Below are 20270 nucleotides of genomic sequence, written 5' to 3'. Positions count from 1 at the left end.
CGCCATCCGACGAAAGATGGATGATCCCCATCCAAAAAACTTTGTCGCAGAATTGTCAGGCGGGAGACATTTCAAAATAGCGCTTTCCCCTATTGAGGACCACCTCGGGCGATGCGGCTTTTGATCCCAAACGGGAACGAGAGCGGCGCGGCTGCGGTCGAGACCATCTGCTGCATGGCCTCACCGGCACGGTCGTACTAGGATCGCCCGATAGAACGGACGAAGAGCGCCGCTGAAAGCGCCATCACCGGGAGGGATCTGTTTGGTGGCTACCAGTCTTGAAGTGCGCGGCGTGTCCTTGCGATTCGGCGGCGTTCGTGCGCTGACCGATGTCGGCTTCGCCATCAGGGAAGGCGAGCTGTTCTCGATCATCGGCCCCAACGGCGCCGGCAAGACCTCGATCGTGAACTGTATTTCCGGCCGCTACAAGCCGACCGAAGGCCAGTTGTTCTACCAGGGCCGCGACATCACCGGCCTGACGCCCAACGCGCGCGCTTCGCTCGGCATCGGCCGCACCTTCCAGAACCTGGCGCTGTTCCACCAGATGAGCGTGCTCGACAACATCATGGTCGGCCGCCATCACCTCCTGAAGAACAATTTTCTCACGGGCTCGCTGTACTGGCTCACCGGCGCGCGCAAGGAAGAGCTCGAGCACCGCCGCAAGGTGGAAGAAATCATCGATTTCCTCGATCTCCAGTCGGTGCGAAAGGCGCCGGCCGGCACTCTCTCCTACGGCTTGCGCAAGCGCGTCGAGCTCGCCCGCGCCATGGCGCTCGAGCCGCGCCTCATTCTCCTCGACGAGCCGATGGCGGGCATGAACTTCGAGGAGAAGGAGGATATGGCCCGCTATATCGTCGATCTCAACGAAGAGTTCGGCATGACCGTAGTGATGATCGAGCACGACATGGGCGTGGTGATGGACATCTCCCACCGCGTCATGGTGCTGGATTTCGGCCGCAAGATCGCTGAGGGCGATCCGGCCGCCGTGCTCGCTGATCCCCACGTCAGGCGGGCCTATCTCGGCGAAGAGGACGAGGTGCTGGTCGACCCTGACGATGCTCCGCCGGAGCAGGAGAGCGCGGCATGATGGATTACGCAGGCCGCGTTGCGCAGGCCGACACCTATCCGAAGATGCTCCGGCTCAATGCGAAGGAGTACGGCAACGAAATTGCGCTGCGCGAGAAGGATCTTGGGCTGTGGCGCCCGTTCACCTGGAACGACTACCAGGCACGGGTGCGTGATTTCGCGCTCGGCCTCGTCGAACTGGGCCTTGGGCGCCAAGACGTCATCGGCATCATCGGCGACAACCGGCCGGACTGGGTCGCGGCGGAAATCGCCACTCATGCGGTTGGAGGCTTGAGCCTCGGGCTCTACCGCGACGTGCTCGACGAAGAAGCTTCGTATCTCCTCAATTATGGCGAGGCGCAGCTCGTTTTCGCCGAGGACGAGGAGCAGGTCGACAAGCTGCTTACCCTGGCAGACCGCGTCCCAAAGCTGAAGCACATCATCTATTCCGATCCGCGCGGCATGCGGAAATACGACGATCCGCGTTTGATGTCGGCGGAGACGTTTGCCGAACTCGGCCGGGCGCGGGCTACGCGCGAACCGGAACTTTACGACCGGCTGGTGGACGCCACCAAGGGCGAGGACGTCGCGATCCTCTGCACGACATCAGGCACCACCTCTCATCCAAAGCTTGCGATGCTCGCCGCCGGCCGCGTCCTCGGCCACTGCGCGACCTATCTCGCTTTCGACCCGAAGGGGCCGGACGACGAATACGTGTCGGTGCTGCCGCTGCCTTGGATCATGGAGCAGGTCTATGTACTCGGCAAAGGCCTCTTGTGCCGGATGAAGATCAACTTCGTCGAAGAGCCCGAGACCATGATGAACGATCTGCGCGAGATCGCGCCGACGTTTATCCTGTTTGCACCGCGCGTTTGGGAATCGATCGCCGCCGACGTCCGCGCCAGGGTGATGGACGCAACGCCGTTCAAGCAGCGCCTGTTCGACATCGGCATGAAGAGCGGGCTTGCCGCGCTCGAACAGGGCGAGCGTTCCGGCTTTGCCGACGCCATCCTGTTCCGCGCTTTGCGCGACCGCCTCGGCTTCACCCGTCTGCGTTCAGCCGCAACCGGCGGCGCGGCACTCGGGCCCGAGACCTTCAAGTTCTTCCAGGCCATGGGCGTGCCGCTGCGCACGCTCTACGGCCAGACCGAGCTGCTGGGGGCCTACACGCTGCATCCTGCGGGCAAGGTCGACCCCGACACCACCGGCGTGCCGATGGCCGACAGCGTCGAGATCCGCATCGACAATGCCGACGTCCACGCCGTCGGCGAGATCGTGGTGCGGCATCCCAACATGTTCCTCGGCTACTACAAAAACCCGGAGGCGAGCGTCGCCGACGTCAAGGACGGCTGGATGCTGTCGGGCGACGCCGGCTATTTCAACGCGAATCGCCAGCTCGTGGTCATCGACCGCATCAAGGATCTCGCCGAGACCTCGCGCGGCGAGCGCTTCTCACCGCAATTCATCGAGAACAAGTTGAAGTTCTCGCCCTATATCGCGGAAGCCGTGGTGCTGGGCTCGGGCCGCGACGCGCTCGCCGCAATGATCTGCATCCGCTACTCCATTATCTCGAAATGGGCGGAGAAGAACCGGCTCTCGTTTACGACCTACAGCGACCTGGCCTCGCGGCCCGAGGTTTATGCGCTGCTGAAGAAGGAAGTCGAGACCGTCAACGCGACTCTGCCGCCGGCACAGCGCATCTCCCGTTTCCTGCTGCTCTACAAGGAGCTCGACGCCGACGACGGCGAGCTCACCCGCACGCGGAAAGTGCGCCGCAGCGTCATCAATGAAAAATACGAAGGCATCATCGACGCGATCTACCGCGGCCAGGCCGACATCCCCGTGGACACCGTGATCCGCTTCCAGGACGGCAGCACGCAAAGGGTACGTACAACGCTGAGGGTCGTGGACCTGGGCGGACCCGGGCATATGGCGGAGGCCGCGGAGTGAGCCTACTTCGAACCGAGAGCGCGATGCGGGTCGATGCGCCCTCTCCCCTTGCGGGAGAGGGCATCTCCGCTATTAGCCAAGACCCCACTCGGGTGAGGGGTCCTCTCTCCCCGCCCTTACTGCTGAGACAACCCCTCACCCGTCTTCGCTTCGCCAAGCCACCCTCTCCCACAAGGGGAGAGGGGAAGATCGCGCCGGATTTGTCAGCGAGCACCACTTCATGAACACCGCCTTCCTCATCCAGCTCCTGGTCAACGGCCTCGTGGTCGGCACGCTCTATGGCGTGGTCGCGATGTCCTTTGTGCTGATCTACAAGGCTAGCCAGGTCGTCAATTTCGCGCAGGGCGAGCTCTTGCTTGTCGGCGCCTGGGTGTGCTGGACCTTGCTCGCGAAATACCAGGTGCCGTTCTGGATCGGCATGCCGATGACGCTGGTGTTCATGTTCGTGTTCGGCATCGCGGTGCAGGTCCTGATCCTGCGACCGATGATCGGCGAACCCATCATCTCGGTCATCATGGTGACGATCGGCCTCTCCACCGTGCTGCAGGCGACGCTGAAATGGATATTCGGTGTCAATCCACAGCCGTTCCCGCGTGTGTTCGAGAGCCAGTCCGTCAGCCTGCTCGGGCTCCAGATCCAAACCGTCTATGTCATGAGCCTCGTCGTCTCGGTCGCGATGATGATCGGCATGGCCTGGTTCTTCCGCGCCTCGAAGTACGGACTTGCGATGCGCGCCACCGCGTTCAACCAGCAGGTGGCACAGTCGCTCGGCATCTCCGTGAAAAGCGTGTTCGCGATGGCGTGGGCGATCTCAGCGACGGTTTCCGCGGTCGCGGGCGTCGTTGTTGCCGTGGTGAACGGCGTCTCGTCCGGGTTGGCCGGCTACGGCATTAAGGTGTTTCCGGCGGCGATCCTCGGCGGACTCGATTCCGTCGGCGGCGCCGTGCTCGGCGGCATCATCATCGGCCTGCTCGAGAACATCGCGCAATATGTCGACAGCGAATACCTTCACTGGGGCAATCTCTACGAGATCGCGCCGTTCTACGTCCTCATCATCGTGCTGATGATCAAGCCCTACGGCCTGTTCGGCACCCACGACATCGAGCGGATCTGATCCATGGCCGGCCCTGTCCTCATCCCTGCTGGTGACTTCCGCACCTCCTATGCGGCCGACACCACGATCTTTCCGACCACGACCAGCCGCAATTTTGCGATCGTCGGCGTGCTGCTGCTGTGCTTCGCGCCCCAGTTCTTCAGCGGTTACTGGCTCAGTATCCTGATCCAGATCGGCATCTTCTCGATCGCGGCACTGGGGCTGAACATCCTGGTCGGCTTCACCGGCCAGATCTCGATCGGCCATGCCGCCTTCTTCCTGCTCGGCGCTTTCACCTCGGCCTACATCTCCAACAACACGCCGATCCCGGTCTTCTTCGCGATCCCGCTTGCCGGCATCATCACGGCGCTGATCGGGCTGATCTTCGGCATCCCGGCGGCGCGGCTGAAGGGGCTTTACCTTGTGATCGCGACACTCGCGGCACAATACATCCTGCTCGACTTCTTCTCGCGCGCCGAGTGGTTCACCGGCGGCTCGGTGCCGGCCAGCGCCAATCCGTTCTCGATCTTCGGCTACACGCTGCGCGGCGACAGGCAATATTTCTATGTCGTGCTCGCCTACGTGGTTGCAAGCTACGTCCTCGTCACCAATTTGATGCGCACGCGCGACGGCCGCGCGCTGGTGGCGATCCGCGACCATTATCTCTCCGCGGAGATCATGGGCATCAACCTCACCAAGTACCGCACGCTGTCATTTGGCCTCGCCGCGTTCTTCGCCGGCATCGCCGGCGCTCTCTATGCGCACTACCAGCTCGTGGTGTCGCAAGAGGGTTTCGGCATCGAACGCTCGATCCTGTTCCTCGCCATGATCATCATCGGCGGCACCGGTTCGATCATGGGCACGCTGATGGGCACCGCGTTCGTTGTGCTGCTGCCCGAGACGATGGAGTTCCTCAGCGTGACGCTGAAGGGCGGCGCGATCGACAAGGCGCTGTCGCTCAACAACAACATCACCTTCCTGCGCGAGATCGCGATCGGAGTGATCATCATCGCGTTCCTGATGTTCGAGCCCGACGGGCTCGCCCACCGCTGGCGGCAGATCAAGGCGTACTGGAAACTCTACCCGTTCTCACATTGAGTGCGGGCAACTCTCTAACCAACAAATAAACAGGAGGAGGCAACCAATGAAGACAAAATCCCTTTTGAGCACCGCGTCACTTGCGCTGGCGATCGCCGCATTCTCGGTAGGCGCGCAGGCCCAGATCGCGATCGGGCATCTCGCAGACTATTCCGGCGGCACGTCCGACGTCGGCACGCCCTACGGGCAGGCCGTCGCCGACACCTTCGCCTGGGTCAACAAGAACGGCGGCGTCGGCGGCAAGCAGCTCAACGTCGATACCAACGATTATGGCTACCAGGTGCCGCGCGCGATCGCGCTCTACAAGAAGTGGTCGGCGCCGGACTCCAAAGTCGCGGCGATCATGGGCTGGGGCACGGCAGACACCGAGGCGCTGACCGGCTTCCTCGCACAGGACAAGATCCCCGATCTCTCCGGCTCCTACGCCGCCGCCCTCACTGATCCCGAAGGCATCAGCGGCAAGGCCAAGCCCGCGCCCTATAATTTCTTCTATGGTCCGAGCTATTCGGACTCGCTGCGCGCGATGCTGATGTGGGCAGCCGAAGACTGGAAGGCCAAGGGCAAGTCCGGCAAGCCGAAATTCGTCCACATGGGCGCCAACCACCCCTATCCGAACGCGCCGAAGGCCGCCGGCGAAGCCATGGCGCAGGAGCTCGGCTTCGAGGTGCTGCCGCCGCTGGTGTTCGCGCTCGCGCCGGGTGACTACAGCGCGCAGTGCCTGAGCCTGAAATCCTCGGGCGCCAACTACGCCTATCTCGGCAACACCGCCGCCTCCAACATCTCGGTGATGAAGGCCTGCAAGACCGCCGGCGTCGACATCCAGTTCATGGGCAATGTCTGGGGCATGGACGAGAACGCCGCCAAGACCGCCGGCGATGCCGCCGACGGCGTGATCTTCCCGCTGCGCACCGCTGTGAGCTGGGGCGGCGATGCGCCCGGCATGAAGACCGTGATGGAGATCTCGAAGATGTCCGACCCGACCGGCAAGGTCTATCGGCCCGTGCACTACATCGCGGCGGTGTGCTCGGCGCTCTACATGAAGGAGGCGATCGATTGGGCCGCCAAGAACGGCGGCGCCACCGGCGAGAACGTCGCCAAGGGCTTCTACCAGAAGAAGGACTGGGTGCCGGCAGGTATGGAAGGCGTCTGCAATGCCTCGACCTGGACCGACAAGGACCACCGCGGCACGTTGAAGGTCGATCTCTACCGCACCAAGATTGCGGGCGCGACCGACGGCGACCTCAACGACCTCATGGCCAAGGGCGCGATCAAGCTCGAGAAAGTCAATACTGTCGAGCTTCCGCGCAAGCCGGAATTGCTTGGGTGGTAGCCACAACATCGGACGTCATGGCCGGCCTGTCCCGGCCATCCACGCCTGACCACTCGGACGAAGTACGTGGATGCCCGGGCCAAGCCCGGGCATGACGAGCTCAGCAAATGGCGCACCTGATATGACCGACACCCTCGAAGCAGCTCGCCCCTCCCCCGGCGTCGTACCCGCGCCGCCCCTCCTTGCCGTGCGCAACATCGAGGTCGTCTATGACGACGTCATCCTGGTGCTGCGCGGCCTCAGCCTCGACGTGCCCAAGGGCGCGATCGTGGCGCTGCTCGGCGCCAACGGCGCCGGCAAGTCGACGACGCTGAAGGCGATCTCCGGGCTGCTCAAGACCGAGGACGGCGAAGTCACGCGCGGCGAGATCCTGTTCGAGGGCGAGCGCATCAACGGCATCGATCCCGACAAGATCGTCCGCCGCGGCATCTTCCAGGTGATGGAGGGCCGGCGCATCGTCGCCGACATGACCTCGCTGGAAAACCTCAAGCTCGGCGCATTCACCCGCAGGGACCGCGAGGTCGGCGTCGATCTCGACATGGTCTTCAACTATTTCCCGCGCCTGAAGGAGCGCACCGGGCTTGCGGGTTATCTCTCCGGCGGTGAGCAGCAGATGCTCGCGATTGGCCGCGCGCTGATGGCGCGCCCGAAGATGATCCTGATGGACGAGCCCTCCATGGGCCTGTCGCCGCTGCTGGTGAAAGAGGTGTTCTCGATCATCCACAAGATCAACCGTGACCTCGGCGTCACCATTCTCCTGGTCGAGCAGAATGCCCGCGCCGCGCTGTCGGTGGCAAGCCACGGCTACATCATGGAGCAGGGCAAGGTCGTGCTCGACGGCACCGCGGACGAATTGCGCGACAACGAGGACGTCAAGGAATTCTACCTCGGTGGCGCCGGCGACCAGCGCAAGAGCTTCAAGAACCTCAAGAGCTTCAAGCGGCGCAAGCGGTGGCTTTGACATAGCGTTTTGAAGCGAAGTGGGACCGGTTCGCGTGAAGAAAACGCGTCAATACAGGACACTCTTACTGCAGCACCTGCTCCGCTTCCGTGACTGCGCAGAGAATATGATAGAACGACGACGCAGGAATGGTGTCGATCAGCGATTTGCCGTCGCTGTCGAACTGGTCGTACCAGCCGCCCCGCACGGGATGGCTGAGATAATGCCATTCGAGCCGCGCCAGCGCCATGCGCGCCTCGTCAGCCGCGCCGGCCTCGCCGGACTCGGCCTGCGCGATCCACGCCTTCGCAATCTCGGTCTGCGGCCACAGCCGGCGCGTCTTGCGGCGAATCTTGCCGGCGTCGTCACCCTCGTCGATCAGGCAGCCGGTGGCCTCGTCGCGATAGCGCAGCGCGGTTTTCAGCAGCTCGGCGCGCCGCTGTCCGGTCGGGCAGCCCGTGATGCGTTCGAAACCCTTCAGCAGCCAGACCCATTCCGCCTGGTGGCCCGGCTCGACGCTGACCGGCGCGATCTTCGACCAGTCCTCTTCGAAATATTCGCCGAGCGCACGCGTCCGCTTGTCGTAGAGATTGGCGAGGAAAAGCGCGAAGAACTCGCCGGCACGGTTCTGGAACGACAAATCGTGGGTCGCGTCGAAGCACGCGATCATCGCCTCGAACAGATGCATGTGCGGGTTCTGCCGGCGCGGCAGCGAGACCGGAAGGCCTTCGTGCACGCCGCCGTGCGGCGAGCGCAGATGGCCATCGAGGAAGGCGAGCAGCGCATCGATCTCGGTGCGAATTTGTGCGTCCTGGTCGAGCGCATAGACGGCCGCGAGCGCAAACAGGATGAAGGCGTGGTCGTAGGCGTCGCGCCGGCCGTCCAGCACCGCGCCCTCCGGCGTCAGCCGGTGCACGTAGCCGGGCCGGCCGTCGGGCGTCTTTGCCTTGGCGAGCAGATGCTCCAGCCCCTTCAGTGCGATGGCACGCCCCTCAGGGTACCAGCCCATCTGCGCAGCCTTGGCGTAGCACCAGATCTGACGTGCCTGCACGAACACGCGGCGCGGCGCGGCGCTGTCCGCCGTGCCGTCACGATGCAGCCGATCGATGAAACCGCCCGCGCCATGGTCCCAGCCGACCGTCGACCAGAGCGGCAGCGCCTCGTCGATCATGCGGCGCTTCAGGCGCGCGACGACGTCCGCCGCCTCGTCCGCCGCACTGATTCCCTCGTCCGCCATCGCGTCCTCTTCAAACCTCGCCAATGGCCGTCTGATACCCATGCCGGCGGCGGCGCGCAACGGATGCCAACCCGGAAAGATCAGCCATGACCGCCCATTACGACGCCCTCGAGACGCGCGAACAAGCCGCGCGCGAGGCCGATCTGTTCTCCCGCCTGCCAGGCGTGCTGCGCTCTTCGATGACCGCGCCCGCCTATGCCGATCGGCTGAAAGGCGTGGATCCGGCCGCCGTGACCTCTAGGGCGGCCCTGGCGGGCCTGCCGGTGCTGCGCAAGTCGGAACTGCCGGCCCTGCACAAGGTCTCCGCGCCTTTCGGAGGTTTCGTCGCGGCGGCGCCAGGTTCGTTCGCCCGCCTCTTCACCTCCCCCGGGCCGATTTTCGAGCCGGAGGGGCGGCAGGCCGACCCCTGGCGCGGCGCACGGGCGCTGTTCGCGGCCGGGTTCCAGCCCGACGACATCGTGCTCAACACCTTCAGCTACCATCTCACCCCCGGCGGCTTCATCTTCGATGCGTCGGCCCGCGCGCTCGGTTGCGCCGTGATCCCGGCTGGTCCGGGGAATACGGAGCAGCAATTCGAGTTGATCGAGGCCTACCGTCCTGTCGGCTACAGCGGCACGCCGGACTTCCTGAAGATCTTGCTCGATGCTGCCGCAAGCTCGGGCCGCGACGTCTCCTCGATCAAGCGCGCGCTGGTCTCGGGCGCGGCCTTCCCGCCCTCGCTGCAGGCCGATATCAAGGCGCGCGGCATCGACGCCTACCAGGCCTTCGGCACCGCCGATCTCGGCATCATCGCCTTCGAGACCAGCGCGCGCGACGGCATGGTCGTGAACGAGGATCTGATCATGGAGATCGTCAAGCCCGGTACCGGCGATCCCGTGGCACCCGGCGACGTCGGCGAGATCGTCGTGACCTCACTCGACCCACACCATCCCTGGATTCGGCTCGTTCTCGGCGACCTCACCGCGGCACTGCCGGGGACCAGCCCCTGCGGGCGCACCAACATGCGCATCAAGGGCTGGATGGGCCGCGCCGACCAGACCACCAAGGTCAAGGGCATGTTCGTCCGCCCCGAGCAGGTCGCCGAGATCGGCAAGCGTCATTCCGCGCTCGGAAGATTACGCCTCGTCGTCACGCGCCAGGGCGAGGCCGATGCAATGACGCTGAAAGCAGAGACGGCGACCGCGAATGATGCCTTGCGCGAGGAGATTGCAGGCACCTTGCGGGCAGTGACGAAACTCGGAGGTGAGGTTGAACTGGTGAGGCCCGGCGCGCTGCCGAACGACGGCAAAGTGATCGCGGACGAGCGATAGAGCTGGCACAAGCTTGCGCAAAACGCCCGATTGTCCGAGGCTTACGCGGTTCGTACATGTAGGGTCGTCGAAAAATCACAGGTAATTCCAAGCTCCGATCAGTTAATTTCCCGTCCAACAACAGGGAAGCTGCGGAACCGAAGCAGGGAAGCCACTGGTTTAGCCGTTGGAAAGCTCAGCCGCTTGACTTGTCGAGCGACCCGGTGCTGACCGTCACGTCTTGGACCTTGCGCCGGAGAAGTCGACTCAGCTGGAGATGCCGGACGCATCCGCCGGCTTCCGGCACGATATTGTAGCCGCTCCGGCCACCTCAGTCCTAAGCACCATATGGTGGCGGTCCTGCACCGTAGTACTCGGAGCGCATGGTCCAAGCCTCGCTTGGCATCATAACTTAAATGCTTAGCCAGGCAGATACACGTCACACAACGAAAAAGCCCCGGACGATGCCGGGGCTTTTCCTCTGAGCTTTGCGTTCGTATCAGTACTTCGCGACCACCGGACCGGTCCAGTTGAACCGGTAGACCAGCGAAGTCGAGATCGTCTGGTTCCAGCTGTTGGCGCGGACGTCGTGCCCGCCGACAAACGGAAGGTTAGTGACGTTGTCCAGCTCGCTCTGCGTCTTGCGCTCGTAGAACGCCGAACGGTATTCGGTCTTCATGAACCAGCCGGGCGAAGAAATGCCGAAGATGTTCAGGCTGTTCTCGACGCCACCGCCCACGAACCAGCCGTTGCGGTTGTAGCCGTTGAGATGGACGCCAGCGTCAACACCGGCCAGATCCATGAAATTCGTGCGGCCGAAGTGGGCGCCCGAATAACCGCCGTTGACGTAGGAGAGAACGTTCGGGGCGACCAGCCAACCGAGACGCACGCCCGCGGCCCAGGAGGTTTCCAGCTTCTGGGTTCCGGTGATGTCGAAGATCGGATCCTGAATGGTGGCGCGGATGCTGCCGAACTGACCGTCGGCGAACACACCGGCGACCCAGGTGCTGTTGAACTGCCAGTCGTAGCCGAGACCGACGGTGCCGAACCAGCCCGAACCACCCTGGCGCTGATCGATGGTCAGCGGGATGCCGGTGGCGGTGTCATTAATGTGCTGGTCGGCATTGGACAGGCCGCCGCCGCCGCCGCCGCCGCCGAAGATGTAGAAGCCGGTCCAGTTGGCAACCGGTGCCGCCATCGGCGCCTTCACGTAGGGACGGGCGCCAAGGTCAGCGGCCGAGGCCGAACCGGTCATCGCCGCAACAGCGGTGAGAGCAAGCAAAATCTTCTTCATCACAAAATCCCCAAGCGGTGTGCGTCAATGTCTCAGGTAATCTACCTCGAACCACCAAAAATGCTGTAACCTAGGGGCCACAGTGACGGGCAATCGACGGTGATGCTGACTAACAATAAGGCAATCCTGGCTGAATTATTCCGCGACAATTCAGTGACCATAGCGACCTATCTCACTGAGAAATTTAGCAAAAACGACTTTGATGCGGTGCGGACGAGCCTGAGCCTCGTTATGCAGGCTCAAAACGTGCAGATGTTAGCGCGCGGCGCCGGTTTAAGACGGGATACCCTTTACAGAACATTCGGGGGTCGAATCGACCCTCAGCTCAGCCGCGTCCTGGGCTTGTTTCGTGCGCTCAACGTACAGGCCTGCGTGGTGCGAGCGGATGCGTCTGAGGTGCAGAGTGCAGCGAGCGGGATTGCCAACGGTGCCTCCGAAGGGTTCGCAAAGCGACTAACGCAAGGCCTCGCCAGCAATCGCTTCGAGGAAGCCGTCCTTGCATTGAAAGAAGCCGTGCTGGCCCAGAATGTCTCCTTCCTGGCGAGGGAGGCCGGGATCGAGCGAAGAACAATGTACAAAACATTCGGCGGCGCCGTGGATCCAAATCTCAGCCGAATTTTGAAGGTCCTCGCGGCAATGCAGCTTCGGCTGCTTGTCGTTCCGCTTCCACACAGATCAGGACTACCGCGACCCAAACTTGGTCGGCCACCAAAAGCTTCAAAAGCCTCTAGCTAGCGAGCCGCCAATTTTACGGCCGAATTGCGCGCCATCATCTTCGCGCACCAAGGGGCCCGCCGAGGACACCATTGAGATCGGCCCGTCCCATTTCTTGTCCGCGATCGAAGCCAGTCGGCGCTCCGATCAGCTCTCGTCGCGCGTCACCAAACGCTCCGCAGCACCTAAATCTAAACCTTTGGCCCATACTCCCCCCAACAGCACACCTGAGGACGGTGAAGGCCGGTTGGATACGGGCTTACTCTCCTGCTGCGAGTTCCTTTCGATGAGCGCCAATTCTCTAAAGCTTTCGGTAACCAAACAATTCGTTCGAAGACGGTCAGTGAGCTGCACACACGCTGCTCATACAACCTTTGCATTGTTATTCGTTACAGTGATCACAACGAGGAAATCGCCAGCAAGAGTATCGCGTGACCAAAGAGACTACTGGGATCGGCACGTCGGCACGGCCCGGCCGCTGCATCAATTCAGACGACACGAACTCGCGGCTTGCGATTACCCTGGTGATAGTGTGCGGGTTTGCCGGCCTTGCGCTCCGTTACCTCGCCCGGGAGCACGCTACCGACGACGCCATTCAGTTCCTGATCCCGTGGTATAGCTTTGCTCGAGATCACTGATCGGCGCTGGGGGAACCTTTCACCAATTACACCCCGTTTTACAGCTACCTCCTGCTGATTGCCGCGCGATTTGATTGGCGGGCAGCCACTGTCCCTCGTGAAAGCGATCTCGGCGATCTTGCCGCTTGTAGGTGCTCAGGCGTTGAAACCTCGTTCACTCTCTGGAATTGGGTTCGTTCTGCCAAACACGGCACAGGCAGGCTGACCGCCTATTTCTTGCGAAGCGCCGAGGCAGTGCGCTTGGCATAGCGGTCGAGAGCCTGCAACCGGCGCAAGAGATTGTCGAACTCCTTGCTACCACCATTCCCCTCCCAGAATTGCGTTTCGATCTCGAAGGTGAGCTTGCTCCGTTCCGCTTCGATGCGCGCCATCCGCTCAGATAGCGATTCCAGGTCCAGGCTCGTGTCGGACATCGTGCCCCCACACTGGCTCGCAAGCGCTGCGGCAAACCCGTGGAGGAGCGCATTCGTCCTGGAGCGTGCCTTGCCCGACATCGTCCGTGGTCCCGTGCTGCGGGCTGCGTTCCTTCTGTTGGCGGCAATCTGCTTCTCAGTCGCCATCAGTTCGCCTCGCGCTTGGCGGTCGCCTCCGAGCCTGCGCGGGAGACCGCGCTGAGCGCCGCCCTGCGCAGCTCTTCGGCACGTTTGTCATCGCGGCGGTCGATCTCCTTCAGAAGTGCCATTAATTGCTTCTGGGCGGCATTGATCTGGCGATCGATCAGTGCGAGCGAGGGCAGTGCGAGCTGGAAGGCCTCAACATCGACCGCGTCCGCTGCATAGCCCATGCGGGTGAAACGCGCCTCGATTTTCGACTTGCCGTCTTTGTTCGAGAAGTACTCCTTTCTGCGGTCGTTGACCTCGAAATCCGCGATGGAATGGCGCTCGACCGTGCCGTCCGTCAGGCGGATCAACGCCATGACTGCCTCGGGGCGCATGTGCTGGATGATCGCACTACGGATGCGCTCGAGAGCAATGCTGCGAAACGTCAGGAGTGTGTTTCGGCATGGAATAAGGACCCCGTTTTCGGGGTGATCGGCATCCAATCGGGGCTCTGACGCATATTCGATGATCGTGATTGTTTTTATGGCGCGCCAATCAGCCTTGCCTGAAGGAGATCGAGCTTAGCGCGCCCGTACATCTGCCGTTTGACCAGCTTGAGCTTAGTGATCTGCGCTTCCACTTGGCCATTGGACCATGGTTGCGTAATAGCGGCGTGCACCGCGCCCTTATCGTTGGCGATTCCATTCGCGAACGAGGCAATGAGGCTCCGCTTGGATTCTTCAATCCAAGGTTCGAGCTCGATCTCGGCCTTCCTTCGGATCATCGCGTGGAAGCGGCCAACGAGAGCTTGGGCATCGGCCAGCATAGGAACGTTTTGTTCGATGACCGCAAGCGTGACGGTCTCCGCCCTGGTTAGGTGGTCGCGCTTCGTCGTCATCAGCTGCGCTATCGTCCTGGCGGCGGGGACCTTCTGCAATTGTTGATGGCTGATAGTCTCGGCACGCCGCCGTCGCGTCGCCCATTCCGCCACCACGCGCAGCGATCCCTTGAAGCCTTGTCCCTTCAAGCGGCGCCAGAGCTCGGCACCGTTGCGACAGCCGCCTGACCACTGCGCGTCCAGGAAAGGCAGATGCCCGTCCAGGGTGCTTTGACGGGTGCGGAACATATCCGTACCGCCGCCGCGGCTAATTTGGCGAACCAGATTGCGACTATGTCCTGTGCGGCGGACGATCTCCTTGAGCGGCACACCGTCGCTGACGAGAGCCGTAACTACGGCATGGCTGTCCTGGCGCCGCAGATAGCCCTGATAGCGCAGCTTTTCCGCACAGGTCAGCAATTCCGGGTCGATCGTCGTCGCTCCGATTGCAGTTCGGATTCTGTTCATGGAGCGGCGCACCGCATCAAGGAAGGCCGCGCTCGCATTTTCCATCAGGTGCCAGCGGTCGGCGACTTGGATGGCGTTCGGCAGCGCCTTGGCTGCTGCCTCGCCGTATCCACCACCGCGATCTCGCGATACAATGTTGATCGCTGGGTGCTTCAATAGCCACGCCCGAACGGTCGCAGTTTCCCGGTCGGGCAGCAGGGTAACGATCCGCCGGCGCTCCAAATCGCACACGATCGTCCCGTATCGATGGTTTCTCCGGAACGCCCAGTCATCGATACCCACAACAAGCAATGGATCAGTCGGCATCGCCGTCCGCCGGCGGACCACCCTCAGCAAGGTATCGTTGCTGACAGGCAGCATGAGCCGCTTGGCGAAGCTTGCTGCCGGCCGGCCGCCGAGCACTAACCCCAAGTGATGGACGATGTGTTCCAGCCGTGCCGTCCGGCGCCGCCGAAGCGGAACGATGTCTTCTCCAAACCGCTCTGAGAAGATCCGCCGGCGGCAATGCGGCACCTCACATGTGAAGCGCCGCGTGAGCAATCGGAGGCGCACCTTTCTGCCCGCTGATGGCAAATCGGCCACGTGCCGGATGTAACGGCTATGGATTCGGCGCGATGCTGTCGTGCACAAAGGGCACTGGGCCTCCGTAGCCTCTGACCGAACAGCCAGAATAACCGAATCCTCTGAATCACTTACGCCATCAAACACCAAACCACTCGGTACGAGCGATGAAATTCGAAAGCCTGTCCGCATGGCGCCGATTCTCCGTTGAAGAACCACAGTCGCCGGCGAACTTCATCAGAAATGAGTCAGAGCCCCTTTTGGATGCCGATACGGGGTCCCAGTCGAACGCCGATTGACAGTCAGGAGCGTCGCCTGAAACAACATGGCGCATTCGGCGGCCGAGCGCTGACTGCCCTGGACGGCCTCCGTCAACTGATAGAACAGCGACTTGAATTCGGCAGCACTTTCGTTGGGGCCGATCGGCGGATGGTCAAGCTGGGTCTGAATGAAACGCGGGATCGGCGCCGACGGTCCGGCTTCCGGCGAGGTGGGTTGCTTCAGATTTTCAACCATACGGCTGTAGCTCCTGGTGTCATGGCACGCGACCACCGCATGCCGTGCCGCAACAGAGCCTGACTTGGAGCTCTGCGAGAAGCGATCTCTTGTGGGTGAAAAGGGGCAGCCAACTCTGTCGCGTCAGGCAAACTGTTCGGAGGCAATTCGCTCGATTGTCTCGATGGTTACAAGGGGAAAACCATGCGGGCGCAGGTGTACCTGCAGCGGACCAATCACCTTTTCTAGAAAGCAGAAGAACGGCCCACCGTCGACATCGAGAACCCCGCCGCCCTGGACGTCGACCTGGATCTGCCTGCGCACGATCCGGCCACCAAAGCTCTTGAACAACTGCGCCAGGCTCTCGGCCAGCATCCGATTGGCGATATTGTGCGGCCGGCCGCGCGAACGCCGTTGGTCGAGCACTGCCCTGCGCGCCGCCTTTGCAATATTGCTTGCCGTGGGCCGCCGCGCCTTTGCCTCGAAGTGCACCCGCCGGTGCCCCCAAACATCCTGCAGATGCCTACCGGGCGGTTCGCCGTCCCGACAATAGTTGGATACGATCTTCCAGTGCACCTCCGGCGGCAGATATCGGGAGCGAAACGGCGGGCTGCTTCGCAATCCGCTCGAGCCAGGCGCGGACGACACCGACTTTGGTCTCGTGCGAACAATGCGCGGCAACGGTCAGCGCCGTTGCAATCGCCTCAATGGCGACCTTCTCCTCCCCCTCGAGTCCTCGCGCCGGGTCCGCCGCGTCGAACTCGATATTGAATTTCTCCTAGAACCCGGTCGGCTGCAAAATCGAGACGGCATGAGGTGCGAGCGGCGAAATCATCGAATCCCAGATCGAAAGCCAGCGTGGTGCAGGCCGGTAGCTTTCCGCGCGATATCGCTTTGGCATGAATGTCCTTCCCCGAAAGCTGGCGCTCAGATCGATAGCCAGCTTCCTGGACCGCGCTCCAATTGGGGCAAAGATTGGACCTGCAGCGCAGAATTGTTCGCGATCAACAAATCCAAATCGCCTCGTCTTACCCAACGCGCGGTTACATGCGCGTTTCGACAAAATAGTTATGTTCGTTCCCTCTCCGGTCCAGACCGTGCACGTCCCTGGTTGAAAAGATAAGTGAGGATGATGCGAACTCACCCTTGCGCCAGAGACAAATCCGATCAAGTCAATCGCGAGCAAATCAAGCGACGCAGCAATCCAGCGAACGCCGCTGACTGATCGACGAGTAGATCACCATGTATTTCGGGAAGAAGCCTGCTCTGAGCCTGCGCCAGCATCGCATCTCGCTCGGAAAGGCCCATAAGTGGTTGCAGCCTGACCTCGCCAAACACTTGCGCCAACCTTAGCCGAGCAAGATCAGATGTCTCCTGTCGATATAGCTCAGGTCGATCGGCAGCCTTCGGCGAATACGAACCCGGGCGGAGCGGATGTACTCTCCCTCTCCAATCAAGGAAACCTCCGCCTCGCCTTCCCCAAGGAAGCGCCACGGAAGCGGAGCAAGATGCACCTTTCGTTTGTGCGAAGCCAGCCTTGTCTCGTTTGCAAGAAAAGTCCCGCTGATGCCCATCATTTGAAGTTCGCCCAACTGCGAACACTCGGACGCAAGGTCAGCGATGAATTCACCGTTCCGCTTTGCCGATCTCATCACCAAGGCCTGCATCGGCACGGCGATGAGAGAGCATGGTGGGGCAGATCGCGCCGCTACCGATTGCGAAGGAGCTTTGGGAGGCAAGCCCTGAGCATTCGGAAGGTGCAGCAAACACGGCCAATAGCGGCGCTGCCCCGACCCCTCATTGAGGGATTTTGAGGAGGGGATTACCTTTTCATGACTGCAAAGTACGGAAGCCTTCGGTTCAATTGACGGGCGATCGCGCCAAGTTCTGCAGCGCGATCGCCAGAAACTGCGATAGGCCTGCGAAAGCGTGATGCTGTAACCACAAAGCCCCGTATGGGGTGAGATGATGCTGATCCTTGTAAAAGGTCTGTCCGCCATCGCTCAATGCGCACAAGTCGCCATTGCAAAAGTACGGCCATGCATCGAAGAAAAACACCCGCGTCGGCTCGTTGGATTCGATCCGCTTTAGGACTCCTCTTGTGAAGGCATGGATTTCGGGATCAACGATGACGTTCATTTTGGAGCAGTCAAAGCGGCCCAAGAAAGCGGGACGATTAAAGCAGGCTGACGGGGGATTTGCGACCAACGGACCATTACCCATCAAGATCACTTTGCGATCATTCTCTACGAGCAGATCGACGGTCTCACTCATCTTCTCAGCCCATACGCTCCGAGCCTCCGCAAGGTTCAGTTCGCGCTGTCCGACATCAAATGCGTAGCGTCTGCCAAACCCCCTCGCCATGCCGACTTCCCAAAGACCCGCCAATATGACCACGCGAGGCTGGTCCTGCGCCAGTCGTGCCAACCACTCTTGTTTTGCCCTGGTACACTCAGCGGCTTTCACTGGAACATCGTTAGGATGAATATCCCGCAAAAATGGACAACTCGGCATCGGCGGATAGAAGCTTCCGCGAACGCGGGACTGTTTTAACGTTTCTGCTACCGCTGGGGCATAGTGAATCGCATGACTGTCGCCAATAAGTACGACATCGGGGTGGTCGACAGCGCAAAGTCCGAACCCGCTTTCGCAAAGCGGTCGCGACACTCGCTCGATGATCCATGGATCGGAAAGCGGTTGAATTGCCGGCTTGACCATCGCCGATAAGGCCATGCCTGTGACAACTATGAGGGCGGATAGAGAGCCCCAAGCGACGGCAAAATTCAGACGTGAATCAGACCGTCCCCGCCGGTATCTCTGCTCAACCAAATGATGGAGCGGAATGGCTAGAAGGAGAGACGCGATAACCAGCCCTACCCGCTCGGAGGGTTCGATCTGATTGAACCGCCAGTATTCGTAGTAAACTATAACCGGCCAGTGGACTAAATACACCGAGTAGGAAATGCGCCCGACGTAGACAGCCAGTGGATTGTTCCACGCTCGTTCGAGAGAAGCGACCACGCCTCCATAAATCATGCACGCTGTACCAACGCATGGGATAATCACGAGTGGAGTTGGCGTGTGGGGTCTGAACGTGATCATAGAGGTCACGACGAGGCAAAGTCCCAGGATCGAAAGGGCATTGTCCCGTATGTGATGTTTTGATGCGCGCTTGAGCCAGACAAGCAGGCCGCCGATTGCGAACTCGAATACGCGAAACGGCGTCAGAAAGAAAACAGCTTCCTGATCGATCCTGTAATATGCGACACTCGCGATCAAGCTCAGGACGCCGATTACGCCAAGGGCCATCGGTGCATACTTTGGTCTAAACCTTGCAAGAAAAAGCAGCCCAAGAGGCCAAGCAAGATAGAACTGCTCTTCAACCGACAACGACCACGTATGCAAGAGCGGCTTGAGGTGGTTGTCAGCTGCCCAATATCCCGAATCCGTCCAAAAATATATGTTCGAAGCAGATAGAGCCGTCCATATCGCTGACTGTGCGAATTGCTTGAAGTGGTCGGATGCCAACAACAGGAACGAAAGAAGGAACGTCAATAGGACTGTTGCAAACAGTGCTGGGAAGAGCCGTCTTGCTCGATTTACATAAAAGGTCGAGAAGGAAAAAACACCTCGTCGGACTTCATCTTCGACCTTGCCTGTGATCAGGTACCCGCTGATCACGAAGAACATATCAACGCCGACGTATCCGCCAAACGCGAAATGAAATCCGGCATGAAAAAACACGACCCCGAGAACGGCTATAGTTCTGAGAACGTCAATGTCCGCTCGATATTTCAACCGCCCGTCCTCAGAGCCTGACCGAAAAAGGTGAGCGGTTTTGGCGGGCCTGTGATTCCTTCGGATTTGCAAAGATTCGAGGGAGAACACCATGCCGTGGACCAAAGCCGCTCGTATGCAATATCAGCGCAGTGGGCTGCGTTACACAAGTGATCTGACCGATACAGAATGGGCGTTGATCGCCCGGATGATGCCGCCGCGACGGCGATTGGGCCGACCGCGGGAGGTCAATCTGCGCGAGATCGTGCAGGCGATCTTCTATATTCTGTCGAGCGGCTGCCAATGGCGAGCCTTGCCGAAAGAGTTCCGCCATACTCGACGGTGCAGGGCTATTTTTACGCCTGGCGCGATACGGGTCGATGGCAGCAGATCGTCGAGGCCTTGGTTCGGAAGGCGCGCCGAAGGCTCGGACGAAAGCCCAAACCGACAGCTGCCGTTATCGATAGTCAGACCGCATCTACGACGGAGGCTGGCGGGCCACGCGGATTCGACGCCGGCAAGCGCCTCCATGGGCGCAAGCGACATATCGCTACCGACACCAACGGTCTCTTGCTGGCGGCCTATGTTCATCCCGCCAACATTCAGGATGTCCATGGCGCCGTGCCCCTGTTGAAGGGCTTGCGAGCCGCTTCCCAAGGCTTGAGCATGTCTTTGCCGATCGGATTTATCGCGGCAAACAGATCCTCAACGCACTCTCGGACTGCGGGCCGTGGACAATCGAGATCGTCGAGCGACCGCCTGGGGTCAAAGGCTTCCAGCTCCTGCCCAGGCGCTGGGTCGTCGAGCGCACCTTTGCATGGTTCGGAAGATGTCGGCGCCTCCGCGCCAGCTCCCGCCGCTCCCCATCCCCCAACCGGGTAAATCCAACGACCGGGGCGAACTCA

At 61.2% G+C, this 20270-nt stretch carries 18 protein-coding genes and 2 pseudogenes; 11 read left to right on the top strand and 9 right to left on the bottom strand.

Translation table 11 applies throughout. From position 1 onward, the window contains the following. Positions 1 to 265: 265 nt before the first annotated feature. The 6 genes from IVB07_RS13060 (at position 266) to IVB07_RS13035 (ending at position 7497) form a co-directional block, all read left to right on the top strand. Positions 266 to 1087 (top strand): ABC transporter ATP-binding protein, encoded by an 822-nt coding sequence (locus tag IVB07_RS13060; RefSeq protein ID WP_247361654.1) that lies wholly within the window; start codon positions 266 to 268, stop codon positions 1085 to 1087. Beyond that, positions 1084 to 3015 (top strand): long-chain fatty acid--CoA ligase, encoded by a 1932-nt coding sequence (locus IVB07_RS13055; protein ID WP_247767715.1) that lies wholly within the window; start codon positions 1084 to 1086, stop codon positions 3013 to 3015. Before IVB07_RS13060 ends, IVB07_RS13055 begins: the two co-directional genes overlap by 4 nt. Before the next feature lie 220 nt (positions 3016 to 3235). After that, on the top strand, positions 3236 to 4129 hold the full coding sequence (locus IVB07_RS13050; RefSeq protein ID WP_204511807.1) for a branched-chain amino acid ABC transporter permease: 894 nt from the start codon (positions 3236 to 3238) through the stop codon (positions 4127 to 4129). 3 nt (positions 4130 to 4132) lie between these two features. Next, positions 4133 to 5206: a branched-chain amino acid ABC transporter permease gene (locus IVB07_RS13045; protein WP_247406041.1), complete on the top strand. Its 1074-nt coding sequence runs from the start codon at positions 4133 to 4135 to the stop codon at positions 5204 to 5206. A gap of 46 nt (positions 5207 to 5252) precedes the next feature. Next, positions 5253 to 6536 (top strand): ABC transporter substrate-binding protein, encoded by a 1284-nt coding sequence (locus IVB07_RS13040; RefSeq protein ID WP_247406036.1) that lies wholly within the window; start codon positions 5253 to 5255, stop codon positions 6534 to 6536. Between the two features lie 121 nt (positions 6537 to 6657). Next, positions 6658 to 7497: an ABC transporter ATP-binding protein gene (locus IVB07_RS13035; protein ID WP_247406034.1), complete on the top strand. Its 840-nt coding sequence runs from the start codon at positions 6658 to 6660 to the stop codon at positions 7495 to 7497. Positions 7498 to 7561: 64 nt separating this feature from the next. On the opposite strand, the gene IVB07_RS13030 is transcribed toward IVB07_RS13035, so the two are convergent. Continuing rightward, the gene (locus IVB07_RS13030) at positions 7562 to 8713 is read right to left on the bottom strand and encodes an AGE family epimerase/isomerase (RefSeq protein WP_247406033.1); all 1152 of its coding nucleotides are present in this window, start codon (positions 8711 to 8713) and stop codon (positions 7562 to 7564) included. Between the two features lie 86 nt (positions 8714 to 8799). Between IVB07_RS13030 and IVB07_RS13025 the strand changes: the two genes are divergently transcribed. Beyond that, positions 8800 to 10023, top strand: coding sequence for an AMP-binding protein (locus IVB07_RS13025; RefSeq protein ID WP_247767714.1), 1224 nt, complete (start codon positions 8800 to 8802; stop codon positions 10021 to 10023). Between the two features lie 478 nt (positions 10024 to 10501). Here IVB07_RS13025 and IVB07_RS13020 read toward each other — a convergent pair whose 3' ends face one another. Next, positions 10502 to 11296 (bottom strand): outer membrane beta-barrel protein, encoded by a 795-nt coding sequence (locus tag IVB07_RS13020; protein ID WP_247767713.1) that lies wholly within the window; start codon positions 11294 to 11296, stop codon positions 10502 to 10504. 102 nt (positions 11297 to 11398) lie between these two features. Here IVB07_RS13020 and IVB07_RS13015 point away from each other — a divergent pair, with 102 nt between their 5' ends. Together IVB07_RS13015 and IVB07_RS13010 are read left to right on the top strand one after the other, a co-directional pair. After that, positions 11399 to 12031: a transcriptional regulator gene (locus IVB07_RS13015; protein ID WP_247364607.1), complete on the top strand. Its 633-nt coding sequence runs from the start codon at positions 11399 to 11401 to the stop codon at positions 12029 to 12031. Positions 12032 to 12441: 410 nt separating this feature from the next. Then, on the top strand, positions 12442 to 12648 hold the full coding sequence (locus tag IVB07_RS13010) for a hypothetical protein (RefSeq protein ID WP_247767712.1): 207 nt from the start codon (positions 12442 to 12444) through the stop codon (positions 12646 to 12648). A gap of 209 nt (positions 12649 to 12857) precedes the next feature. On the opposite strand, the gene IVB07_RS13005 is transcribed toward IVB07_RS13010, so the two are convergent. The 6 genes from IVB07_RS13005 to IVB07_RS12980 form a co-directional block, all read right to left on the bottom strand. Further along, positions 12858 to 13061 carry a hypothetical protein gene (locus IVB07_RS13005; protein WP_247767711.1) on the bottom strand — a complete coding sequence of 68 codons (204 nt, stop codon included), beginning with the start codon at positions 13059 to 13061 and terminating at the stop codon, positions 12858 to 12860. Between the two features lie 146 nt (positions 13062 to 13207). After that, positions 13208 to 13690, bottom strand: a complete 483-nt coding sequence (locus IVB07_RS13000) for a hypothetical protein (RefSeq protein ID WP_247767710.1) — start codon at positions 13688 to 13690, stop codon at positions 13208 to 13210. 38 nt (positions 13691 to 13728) lie between these two features. Further along, positions 13729 to 15285 carry an ISL3 family transposase gene (locus tag IVB07_RS12995; RefSeq protein ID WP_247767709.1) on the bottom strand — a complete coding sequence of 519 codons (1557 nt, stop codon included), beginning with the start codon at positions 15283 to 15285 and terminating at the stop codon, positions 13729 to 13731. A gap of 45 nt (positions 15286 to 15330) precedes the next feature. Further along, the gene (locus IVB07_RS12990) at positions 15331 to 15609 is read right to left on the bottom strand and encodes a hypothetical protein (RefSeq protein WP_247767708.1); all 279 of its coding nucleotides are present in this window, start codon (positions 15607 to 15609) and stop codon (positions 15331 to 15333) included. Between the two features lie 123 nt (positions 15610 to 15732). Further along, entirely contained in the window at positions 15733 to 16080 is a 348-nt protein-coding gene (locus tag IVB07_RS12985) for a hypothetical protein (RefSeq protein ID WP_247407441.1), read from the bottom strand. A gap of 857 nt (positions 16081 to 16937) precedes the next feature. Beyond that, a complete protein-coding gene (locus IVB07_RS12980; protein WP_247407448.1) occupies positions 16938 to 17165 on the bottom strand; it encodes a hypothetical protein in 228 nt (75 codons plus the stop codon). On the opposite strand from IVB07_RS12980, the pseudogene IVB07_RS12975 reads away from it, so the two are divergent. Next, positions 17058 to 17392 (top strand): annotated as a pseudogene (locus IVB07_RS12975) (single-stranded DNA-binding protein); the annotation flags it as partial. The gene IVB07_RS12980 and the pseudogene IVB07_RS12975 sit on opposite strands and share 108 nt — an antisense overlap. Before the next feature lie 56 nt (positions 17393 to 17448). Here the strand turns inward: IVB07_RS12975 and IVB07_RS12970 are convergent. Further along, entirely contained in the window at positions 17449 to 19386 is a 1938-nt protein-coding gene (locus IVB07_RS12970; protein WP_247407438.1) for an acyltransferase family protein, read from the bottom strand. Between the two features lie 91 nt (positions 19387 to 19477). Here IVB07_RS12970 and IVB07_RS12965 point away from each other — a divergent pair. After that, a pseudogene (locus IVB07_RS12965) lies at positions 19478 to 20204 on the top strand (IS5 family transposase); the annotation flags it as partial. Between the last annotated feature and the right edge of the window lie 66 nt (positions 20205 to 20270).

Origin of the sequence: Bradyrhizobium sp. 172 (assembly GCF_023101065.1) — a bacterium.
GTDB lineage: Bacteria > Pseudomonadota > Alphaproteobacteria > Rhizobiales > Xanthobacteraceae > Bradyrhizobium > Bradyrhizobium canariense_D.
This window is presented reverse-complemented; position numbering and strand designations above follow the sequence as displayed.

What these genes read in the sequence shown, in the direction of transcription:
- IVB07_RS13055 (WP_247767715.1), top strand. Translation starts at nt 1,084, where the DNA reads ATGATGGATTACGCAGGCCGCGTTGCGCAGGCCGACACCTATCCGAAG.
- IVB07_RS13050 (WP_204511807.1), top strand. Translation starts at nt 3,236, where the DNA reads ATGAACACCGCCTTCCTCATCCAGCTCCTGGTCAACGGCCTCGTGGTC.
- IVB07_RS13045 (WP_247406041.1), top strand. Translation starts at nt 4,133, where the DNA reads ATGGCCGGCCCTGTCCTCATCCCTGCTGGTGACTTCCGCACCTCCTAT.
- IVB07_RS13040 (WP_247406036.1), top strand. Translation starts at nt 5,253, where the DNA reads ATGAAGACAAAATCCCTTTTGAGCACCGCGTCACTTGCGCTGGCGATC.
- IVB07_RS13035 (WP_247406034.1), top strand. Translation starts at nt 6,658, where the DNA reads ATGACCGACACCCTCGAAGCAGCTCGCCCCTCCCCCGGCGTCGTACCC.
- IVB07_RS13030 (WP_247406033.1), bottom strand. Translation starts at nt 8,713, where the DNA reads ATGGCGGACGAGGGAATCAGTGCGGCGGACGAGGCGGCGGACGTCGTC.
- IVB07_RS13025 (WP_247767714.1), top strand. Translation starts at nt 8,800, where the DNA reads ATGACCGCCCATTACGACGCCCTCGAGACGCGCGAACAAGCCGCGCGC.
- IVB07_RS13020 (WP_247767713.1), bottom strand. Translation starts at nt 11,296, where the DNA reads ATGAAGAAGATTTTGCTTGCTCTCACCGCTGTTGCGGCGATGACCGGT.
- IVB07_RS13015 (WP_247364607.1), top strand. Translation starts at nt 11,399, where the DNA reads ATGCTGACTAACAATAAGGCAATCCTGGCTGAATTATTCCGCGACAAT.
- IVB07_RS13005 (WP_247767711.1), bottom strand. Translation starts at nt 13,061, where the DNA reads ATGTCCGACACGAGCCTGGACCTGGAATCGCTATCTGAGCGGATGGCG.
- IVB07_RS12995 (WP_247767709.1), bottom strand. Translation starts at nt 15,285, where the DNA reads ATGCGGACAGGCTTTCGAATTTCATCGCTCGTACCGAGTGGTTTGGTG.
- IVB07_RS12990 (WP_247767708.1), bottom strand. Translation starts at nt 15,609, where the DNA reads ATGGTTGAAAATCTGAAGCAACCCACCTCGCCGGAAGCCGGACCGTCG.
- IVB07_RS12980 (WP_247407448.1), bottom strand. Translation starts at nt 17,165, where the DNA reads ATGATGGGCATCAGCGGGACTTTTCTTGCAAACGAGACAAGGCTGGCT.